General features: G+C 41.3%; 7 protein-coding genes. 2 read left to right on the forward strand and 5 right to left on the reverse strand.

The window, feature by feature from the left end; all coding sequences use genetic code 11:
- Nucleotides 1–102: 102 nt before the first annotated feature.
- From H6G83_RS33840 to H6G83_RS33860, 5 genes are all read right to left on the reverse strand, one after another.
- A complete protein-coding gene (locus tag H6G83_RS33840; RefSeq protein WP_242044997.1) occupies nt 103–318 on the reverse strand; it encodes a hypothetical protein in 216 nt (71 codons plus the stop codon).
- Between the two features lie 3 nt (nt 319–321).
- The gene (locus tag H6G83_RS33845; RefSeq protein WP_190480407.1) at nt 322–1,515 is read right to left on the reverse strand and encodes an AIPR family protein; all 1,194 of its coding nucleotides are present in this window, start codon (nt 1,513–1,515) and stop codon (nt 322–324) included.
- A 358-nt stretch (nt 1,516–1,873) separates the two neighbouring features.
- A complete protein-coding gene (locus H6G83_RS33850; RefSeq protein ID WP_190480409.1) occupies nt 1,874–3,742 on the reverse strand; it encodes an ATP-binding cassette domain-containing protein in 1,869 nt (622 codons plus the stop codon).
- A gap of 175 nt (nt 3,743–3,917) precedes the next feature.
- Complete coding sequence (locus H6G83_RS33855) at nt 3,918–5,150, reverse strand: ParM/StbA family protein (RefSeq protein ID WP_190480412.1); 1,233 nt, start codon at nt 5,148–5,150, stop codon at nt 3,918–3,920.
- A 2-nt stretch (nt 5,151–5,152) separates the two neighbouring features.
- Entirely contained in the window at nt 5,153–5,644 is a 492-nt protein-coding gene (locus H6G83_RS33860; protein WP_190480416.1) for a hypothetical protein, read from the reverse strand.
- 1,002 nt (nt 5,645–6,646) lie between these two features.
- On the opposite strand from H6G83_RS33860, the gene mobV reads away from it, so the two are divergent.
- Together mobV and H6G83_RS33870 are read left to right on the forward strand one after the other, a co-directional pair.
- A complete protein-coding gene (gene mobV, locus H6G83_RS33865) occupies nt 6,647–8,344 on the forward strand; it encodes a MobV family relaxase (RefSeq protein ID WP_190480418.1) in 1,698 nt (565 codons plus the stop codon).
- Nucleotides 8,345–8,450: 106 nt separating this feature from the next.
- The coding region (locus H6G83_RS33870) for an ATP-binding protein (RefSeq protein WP_190480420.1) at nt 8,451–9,787 on the forward strand (1,337 nt) is incomplete at its 3' end.

The following is a 9,787-nucleotide window of genomic DNA, read 5'->3' on the forward strand; positions in this document are numbered from 1 at the left end:
TCAAAAGCCTGAGCCTATTTTATTAGCGCAAATTTTTGCCAAGCTTACTTGCCTGGGACGTATTCATCCCGTTTCCACAGGCGTTGAACCCTCGTAAATTGGCTAAGGTATTGGTGATAACAAAGATTTGACAAACTGGGGAGATGCTTGACTATTAGCCAGTATTTTTAATGTACGTTCCGCATCTTGAACGGTCATTTCTCTGATATCTTTTACCCCAGCCTCGTCCCACACATCACCAAAATACTGTCGATACTGCGAGTTGAACTGTTGTTCTCTTGCGAATCGTTCTAATTCTTGTAGTGCGTTGTCTGACATATATTAATTGGCTAATTTGAGTTCAGAGCGTTGGTTATTTGACTCAACCATTTTCAACAACCGTTGATTTAGGTAACTTTGCGCCGAAACATAAAGGTTATCCCAAATGACTGGATTACGACAGATTTTGCTACCGACTGTATTACCTGCTAATTTCTCCGATACCAAGTATTTCCGATAGTAGTTATTCCACAGATGTTGAAGAAAATCCTCAGCAAACTCATCAAAGGGGATGAGCCAGTTGTAGGTCTCGTCCAGAAACACCCGATAAGCAGCAACAATGGGCATAGCAATATCAGCCGGCGCAGAAAAACCGAATGAATAGCGGCTGTCGGGTAAGAGGGTGTTCTTTCGCGGATCAATTGAGGCTAGGTCAATGACTCCTTTTTTTCGCGGATTGGTGATGTGTTCCTCAATAATTTTGAACAACCTCTGCTCAATCCACATAGCCTTGGATAATAGCGGCAATAATCTTGAGAGCCTTTCTCTTTCTGCGTCAGTCAAAGAGGGGTTGTTGCTGACAGGAGGATGTTTACCTTTACTCTTCTGAGGGTTGTATTTGTTCCTATCAAGGCAAGTGATTAGTTTAATTAAATGGTTAACATTACAGTGGGGGTTTTTAGGCACACCGTTTTGATTTTGATGGTAGCCAATACGGAATTTTGTCTCTTCTTCAAGTTCTAGTTGGGCTAAATACTTTTTGATGAATTGGTAGCCACCCCTGGCATTAACTTTTGATCGGGCATCTACTGGAGATGATGTATTTGATGCCAAGGCAATGTCAATCGCCTCTTCCTCTTTTAAACCAATGTGGATTGTGACTTTAACCCTCGCTTGACTCAGGTCATACTTGTATTCTCTAGCCTGCTGGAACGCTAAGACCGTATGTCCCCCGTTGATAATGCCATCGTTTCCGCCTTCGTTTGCCTGTAATATTTCTAGCTCTAGCTCAGTCCTGCTGATTGGTTTAACCTTGTTTGCACACAGCACAATCCCGTTATTTCTTTGAAAGAATTTTTCGGGTTGAGTGGAGAGTGAGTCAAATATCTGTCTGTAGGTTGAACTTTTGCGGTTTGGTTCCCGGATATTTGGTTCTAATGGGAGGTCTGGGAAGCTGTTTACATGGGCTGTAGCGATGATGCAGTTGTTATTTGGATTTATATACTGGTCTACTTTCAAAGTCACAGTTCTGGGCATATTCTTCCTTGTTTGACAACGAAAATTGCTGCTTTACTAAAATAAAGTAGCAAGAATTATGAAGATAATAAACCTTATCTTTCCTCAGCTACTTGTTTATCATTTTATATTTTGTTAGGGTAATATATTTAGATATTTTCCTAAGAATAATGCTAAATATTGTGAAGTATTTTCATTACTAATAAATAAATTCTGCTGGGAAGATAAACGTATTCAATTTTTATCTAAAGCTACATCAAAAATAACTATTCTGGCAATTATTTTGTAGTACAATAGTTCTTGTACACGGTGAAAATCGTCTACTGGCAAAAGTCAAACACACCATAAACTTCTGGATGATTCCAGAAGTTTTTTGTTACTACCCCTTCAAAAATAGAATCATAAATAATATTGATATCATCCCAGAAATTAAGTAAATTAAATTCCAGTTGTTATGAGCGACATCGGTATAGAAAACTCGTTCATAACCATCAAGAATACTCTGAATCAACAGATTAGCTTTTAATAAGTCATTGTTGAGTGATGAAGTTCTTTTGATTTTACCTAGACCAGGGAAATTACATTTAGTAAATACATTTTTGTTGTAGCAGTTACATTGAGCTATCAGGGGAGTTGGTAATTTTTTTCTCTGGGTTTCAGACTTCTGCCAACAGAAATCATCCGCTACATCCGCACCCATTCCCGAAAGCAGTACTAAATTTTCAAATGAGTATTTGGAAAGCATCACTTGACTCAAAGCCTTGGCATCGGGATTACTGCTGAGGTTCTCAGTCGGCTGTATTCCTCCCCCAAAGACAATTTGAAACACCAGGACGATAAGTATAATTAAGGGAGCAACGCTAGGATTGGGTGAGATCGCACTGACAATCAACCCCAAAACCATGCTGCCAAACGACGCTAAAAACAGGGTAAAGTACATTGCCCCAGTATTGACTGAAGCGCCAGGAACATTAACGGCTGACAGCATCAGGTGCAGTAATACAGCCGACTGATACAAAGCGAGTACAAAAGCCACAACCAACTTTGATATGATATAGGGTGGTAAACCCAAGCCTACACTTCGCTCTCGTCTGTAAATTGGTCTTTCTTTAGCGATCTCTGGCATTGTCGCTAGGGAACCAGACATAATCGCCATTACCACTACAACGAACAACATGGAGATGGATTGCCCCGCATTCCCAGTTTTGGTACTAAATAAATCTGGTTTCCAGAGTATGAAATTAAGTGAACCGAGAATGGGCGCTCCTAGTAACATCAATGCCAAACTCAACTTATTTTTGAGCAGAATCGACAGATTGCGTCGGCACAGCACCACCACTTGCTCTCTCAAATTAGGTTTATCTGCTGTGGGAGCTTGGTTTTGTTGTGGTAATGATTGCAGGCGATCGCTAACAAATCTTTTGTAGTAGCCCGACGATTTGAAGCGTTCTTCCCATTGCGCTGGGGTTAGTTGCCGTTCAACTAGGTCGTAAATCCCATCAAAATCTTGCACCCCAAAATAGTCTAGTGCCAATCTGGGCGGCCTTACGTATGCCAGCCTTCCACCTTTGGCCAGGAACACTACTTGATCGGCGATCGCTACATTCTTAGTTGCATGGGTAATCAAAATTACGGTACTGCCCATATTGGAAAGGAAACGGAGCAATTCCATAATCTGGAGTTCAGTTCCAGGGTCTAGCCCAGATGTGGCTTCATCTAGAAAAAACAAACTGGGGTTAGAGATTAATTCCACGCCAATAGAAACTCGTTTGCGTTGACCTCCACTAAGTTGTTTGATGGGGACATTCTTTCGCTCTAAAAGATGCAGATGTTGTAGTATTGCTTCTACCCATTGCTGCTGTCCGCTTATGGATAAAAAGGGGACTCGAAGCTGGGCGGCGAAGATAAATGCTTCCCAGACAGTTAAATCAACATGAACTATATCATCCTGGGGAACATAACCGATGAGGTTCTTGAATGCGTCATAGTTTTTGTACAGGTCAACCCCATCAACTAACACTTTCCCCTTGGCTCTTCGTTGTCCGTTAAGTGCATCCATCAAGGTGGACTTACCACCACCACTCACCCCTGCAATTACAATAAATTCATTTGGTAAGAACGACAGTGAGATGTCATTAAGTAAAGTTGTCGAGGCGAGGATAGGATGGCTATATTTTCGCAAGTCGATAGCATCCAGTCTTAGTCCGGTTCTTTGTCTAGTTTCTCTGTATGTATGTCGAATCTCCATAGAATCTCCATAGCTAAAGGAGAGTGGCTTGTTAAATCATCTACTGCTGTGGAAAACACCGTTCAAAACCAAACCCTTATAGTCCAGCGCTTTGGCGATGCTAGACAGACATTCTGTCTAGCATCAGACAGCATCATTAGCATTAGCAACAGTTGTCGTACAAATGCCAATTATTCTAAATCCCTTGATTAGTAGTAATATAGCCGTTCTTTTGCCAAATCTCCATGCCTAGTCTAGAACTATTGAATGGTTGGACATAATAATCAGGGACTAAGGGTTTGTCTTGGCGGTCATAGCTTAATTCATGATCCAAAAATTTGATATGGCTAATATGAGATGCCCAAACATCAGCTACTCTTTCACCTAACCCCATCGTGTCCAAATATTTAGGTAGTTCCATTGCACCATTCCAACAAATGGGAATGCCTTCTCCTGAAAAATGTTCTGTTAGCTCTTGGCGTATAAAATTTGCTGTCCCACCACAAACTAAAATTTCATCCATTTGGGCAATATTTCTCAACCAGCGCCATAAAGCACGGCAATACTCTTTTTTCACTATCGGTAAAATCTGACAAAATAATTCCACATCAGCATTGATTTGTTCGGCTTTGGTTTTGCGTGATAAAAACCGCAGTGCATCAAAATTATTGAAAGTGGTTTCGGCTAAAGCTGATACTAGGCGTAAGTCATCTTTTGATAGACCTACGGCAGTCCGTTCTACAAACTGATCTACCACCCAATTCATCCCTAAAGAAGTGGATTCAGCTTTTATCGGATTCCCCTTATGCGACAGAATGAAACTGGCATTGCGATAGCCCAACATTAGCATTCCTATACTTTTTTGGAAATAGTTAATATTGACATTGCGACTACGATATGCCATTATTCCCGCCCCTTCTGGACTAACATCAAAGCTGCGTAATTTCGCTTTTAGCCTTCCTGTTGGTGTGATTATTCCTGTTTTTAAGTTCTGTGCTAGTTTTGCTCTGAGTGTTTGACCATCTGACGCTTCTCCCACTGGCAACAATAAATGTACATATAGTTCTATATCTGGGGTTTTTATTGCCAAGCGCCGAATTGCTAACCATAACATCGCTGCAACTTTGGGTAAGGCATATTGAGATTTTAAATCCCTAATAGCTGATGTACCCGCAAACATACTTCTAGCTAATGCCCCCAGGACAAAATATTCTTTATCAATCCCTACCCATACCGTTGTATCCTGTACGAGCTGATTTGACAGATATTCTATTGACTCTACCCCTAAATCCGCTATTTCTGGCTCCATCGCTAAGACTATGGGAACCCCATCTGGATAAATCTGGGCTATCCCCTTGAGAGAACTTGTCCCTAAATCAATCGTTACTACAACTTTTGTATAGTCTTTAGAATTACTCCTTTTATTCATCTTCACACCCCGTTCTGGTTGTTCCAGCCAAACATCCGCTTAATATCGGTCATCTCTTGATTATTTTGCGGGGATAGAAATTCATCGTCATCATCTTCCTCATCCTCTTCATCTTCAGTAGAGCTTATTTGCTGGGCGGAAATAATCCCTAAGACAGATGGACTATCAGATGCCACTATGTTCGATGTTTGCATTGATATATTTGATGTCACCACTAACGGGTCTGGTGCTATTCCACAAGTTCTGCGAATCAGACTAATTTGTGCTTCTAGTTGACCTATTGCCCAAATGCCAATCTGTCTTAGTTCTTCTCCCCTCAGACCTGAAGAGAATAAGGCCATAGGTAGCCAGTGTTTTTTTAGTGTTGATGTAATTGTTTCCGAATAATCTTCCCTCAAACTTAAGGGCTTTGACCTCAAGTAATCAATTACTTCTGCATCTGCACTGTCGCTTGGCCTTCTAAATGACACTACTCTATATCTAGGATCATTCATTTTTTTGATTACAATTCTGATGCGTAACGCGCTTTCTTAAAATTATTACACTAATTTTTATCGACCAGCTTTCATATTTTTGTTTTGATACTGCCCAACTTTACTAAAGTTAATATTCTTACTCTTAAAATTTATTCCGTCTGCTTGAATAAAGTATTTCCTTGATAACCGATACACATATAAATCCGCATTTTTTCTTCTAATCCTTCATTTAGGCACTCAAATTTTTTATCCCTACTAATTTACTGGGGTTTGATTTGCTTTTTACGTAGTTAAAATGTATTACTAATCACAGTTATAAATAGCAGACATTTTGTACCTAAAACACCTATTTATCTGCAAAATGTCTGCTATCTTGCACAGCTTATACACGCACTTAAGTGTTATAGCCGTTAAGAAACTGTGACTATTCAGTACAAAATGTCTGCTATTTTGCACATCGATTTTCTGAAAAATTGCCCTCTAATACTTACGCATACAAGCTTTAAGACATTTTCTTCAGTTTCTTTTATTCTCAACAACTCAAAAATTATTGAGAATGCGTACTACAAACAAGTTGGTTTTGCACTACAAAAACTGTTAAAAATTTTGAATCAACAGTGATCAACTTTAAATAATTCCCGAAAATTCTGTGAGCAGTCTATTAATTCTCATTAATTAAAGCCTATTGACAGTAAAATAGCCCCAAAGCCTTGATATTACGTGGTTTCTCGGTCAAAATTCCCAAAAATCAAATATTGTCTACGTAGGGTAAAGTGGTGCTAGAAAAGACTGATATACTAAGAATATTCTGGTAATAGCGGGTGGTTAGCCCTAAAAATGCTGTGGAATGATTTAAAATAGTTGTACTTATTACGGTTATTTACCCATTTTCGCATTTGAGCGATTTGGCTAAAAAAAAGGGCGTGAAACCGAGAAAAAAAGGTAATAATTTGGGTAATATTTGTTTCTTAGTCAGTTAGCCCAAAAACTTATATTTTCAGATTTTAGCGTAAATGAAAAATGGCATACGCGATCGCGCGATTAAAAAAATTAAAGCGGGGTAACATATCAGGTAGTGCATCTCACACTGCAAGAGAACGAGAAACCCCCAACGCTGACCCGACGCAAAAAAATATTCGCTTGATTGGTAGCATTGACCCGGAGGAGAGACTAGAGGATTTAGTGTTAGCCAAGATAGGGGAACATGAACAGAAACGCAAAATTCGCACTGATGCAGTTTATTGTGTAGAGTTGTTGCTAAGTGCATCCCCCAGTTATTTCCGTCCTGGCTGCCCAACCGAAGCTGGGTACTATGAAGGGCAAAAGTTGAATGAATGGGTGGAAGCAACGCACCAATGGTTAGCGGATGAATATGGCGATCGCATAGTGAGAGCCGAGTTACACCTGGATGAAGCCACCCCGCACATTCACGCTTACTTTGTGCCGATTGATGATAGGGGACAGCTAAGATGTAACCATTTCTTTGACGGACGGCAGAAAATTCACGCTTTTCAGGATTCATACTATGACACGATGCGGCTGATTGGGCTGGAGCGTGGGATTAGGGGAAGCAAAGCCAAGCACCAGGACATTAAGGACTTTTACCGCATTGTGGAGGAAGGGCGAGATTTAGAGGTTGATGAACTGAGTGTAGAACATCTTAAAGCCAAAGCTGCCGACAGGGACAGGGCTAATCAACGTAAACAGGAGATGGAAGCTACAGCCAAAGCTTTAGCACTTGAAAATGAGCAATTAAGGCAACGAATTGAACAATTAGAGCAAGATAATCAGCAATTGCGTCTCCTTACCGAGTGGTCAACTGACTTAGTTTTAGATGATGTTGCTTGGGAGTTGGGGCTAAACCGTGAGCATGAGCGATGGCGCGGTCACGGACACATCATTAATATAGATGGCACTCAATTTACTGACATTGCTCCGGGTTCCCTCTTTAAAGGTAATGGGGCGCTCGACTTGGTGAAACACGTTAATAAATGTGACCAAGTTCAAGCGATCGCATGGTTGGGAGAACGATTTGGGGAAGTTGGGGCGCAACGTGCAGCGATGTCCCTTGCTAAAAAAACAGCATCTGACATTATCCAAACCCAAAGTGCGCCCCAATTCACCCTACCCGTTGAGAATAAAGCTAACTGGACTGCCGTTGAACGTTACCTTACTCAAAAACGGGGCATCCCCGATGATTGTGTGCAAATGCTACACCAGCAGGGGCTAGTTTATGCCGACTCAAAAACAAATGCAGTATTTGTGATGCGGGATCTCGACGGAAATACCAAAGGTGCATTTTTACAAGGTACAGCTAATACATTCTCAGGTTATGAGTTAGGTACACTTCGCCGCTCTTGCTGGTTTTACTTTACTCTGGGGAAAAACCCTACTGATAAAACTAGCACTGCTGTCCTGTGTGAGTCTCCGATTGATACCATTTCATTCGCCATGCTGGAATATCAAAAGGAAGGAATACCAGAGAACCGAACACTTTACATGGCAGTAGACAACCCAAGAAGCTTACCTGTTGAGAGATTACGTAATGTTCCTGTTGTACAAGTAGCTTTTACACAAAAAACTGTGGCAAAAGCTGTCAAACAACTACTGCCACAATCAAAGTTACGAGCGTGTTCCACTGGGGACTGGAATACGCAGTTAGTCAATTTTTCTCGTCAACAACAACGCCAACACAACAACCAAGAACTAGAACTATAGTTGCAAAAAAGTCAAGCAACTATAGTACCGATTTTTTCAGTACCAAGGTAGCTAGCAAAGCAAATTGGCAGGCTCTACCATCGGGATAAAATTTACCCGCAAGCCGATGAGTAATGAGCTAATTAAAGAAATATTTACATTAATTAAGCTTAACAATAAGTTGATAGCTGTCGAGTCTCCATTGCAAGAGAGGCGTAGGCTACTTACTAATCTAGCTAGTGAATGCAAGCGCCTGGACATTAACTGTTATTTGTGGACGATGGAGGATGATGCACTATATCAGTTGAAGGCTAATGAGAATGGGTTAACTTTACCGAAAATTGACCAGTATCAGCAGGCGATTGCCAAAACTCGGCGCGAACATTACTTTGAAATTCTTCGGTTCTGGCAAACTACTGATTTAGAAGGCATCTTGATACTGGAGGGGATATTCCCCTGGCTGGGAGATGTGACTAACGACCCCGATTTCTTCCTGACTTCCGAGTGGATTAAATCAGCTTTAATTAACCTGAAACTGTACAATCACTCTTGCAACAAAACAGTAATTCTCTTAGGCCCAAACGCTACGGTGTCGTCTGACATTGCCCCCGAAATCCCGACAGTCATTCAACAACTGCCAAGCATTGAGGAGATAAGCAGCTACTTACCCCAAGTATTACCTGATTACAGCACTCCTTCCATTCATGCAACGGCGATCGCAGGCGTAGGGATGTACTTAGCAGATATTGATTATGGCATCAGACAGGCGATCGCACCGGAAATTACACCTCTGGAGTTAGTGTCTAAACTGTCCGCTTATAAAATTGAATTATTTAAGCGGATTTATAACATCCAGTTCCTGCAACCCCCAAGCACACCCATTGGTGGTTTAGAACTGATACAGGAGGCGTTTAAAACTTACAAGCGCTTGTTGACGGCACTAGCGAAAGCCTATAATCTGCGCTTACCCAAGGGGGTTTTACTCATCGGCCCACCGGGAACGGGAAAATCGTACTCGGCTAAAGCTTGTTCTGCACAGTTAGGACTGCCTTTGATTATTTTGGAGTGGGGGAGTTTTCGCAGTTACGGTAACTTGGCTGAATATAAGCTCAAGAATTTACTCGCACTCGTAGACCGAATTAATCGTGTAATCCTCTATCTCGATGACTTTGACAAGGGATTCGCCGGGGATGATGATTTATCCAAACGCCTAGCAGGGATGTTACTGACCTGGATGCAAGAGCGTACAAGTGAGGTTTTAATTATAGCGTCTGCTAACAATATTGAGTGGTTGCCTCCTGAATTAACCAGGAGTGGACGCTTTGACGAGATTTTCAAAGTGGATTTACCCAATTACGGTGAACGGCACGAAATATTCAAGATTCACTTAGCCCGTTTTGATACTCGTTTCCGCAATGGGGGGGATGGGTACACTGAATCTGAATGGCGCAGATTACTCAAGGT

Origin of the sequence: Anabaena azotica FACHB-119, from assembly GCF_014697625.1 — a bacterium.
Taxonomy (GTDB): domain Bacteria; phylum Cyanobacteriota; class Cyanobacteriia; order Cyanobacteriales; family Nostocaceae; genus Trichormus; species Trichormus azoticus_A.

Coding starts and splice junctions, on each gene's coding strand:
- H6G83_RS33855 (WP_190480412.1), bottom strand. CDS start 5,150: ATGAATAAAAGGAGTAATTCTAAAGACTATACAAAAGTTGTAGTAACG.
- H6G83_RS33840 (WP_242044997.1), bottom strand. CDS start 318: ATGTCAGACAACGCACTACAAGAATTAGAACGATTCGCAAGAGAACAA.
- H6G83_RS33850 (WP_190480409.1), bottom strand. CDS start 3,742: ATGGAGATTCGACATACATACAGAGAAACTAGACAAAGAACCGGACTA.
- H6G83_RS33860 (WP_190480416.1), bottom strand. CDS start 5,644: ATGAATGATCCTAGATATAGAGTAGTGTCATTTAGAAGGCCAAGCGAC.
- mobV (WP_190480418.1), top strand. CDS start 6,647: ATGGCATACGCGATCGCGCGATTAAAAAAATTAAAGCGGGGTAACATA.
- H6G83_RS33845 (WP_190480407.1), bottom strand. CDS start 1,515: ATGCCCAGAACTGTGACTTTGAAAGTAGACCAGTATATAAATCCAAAT.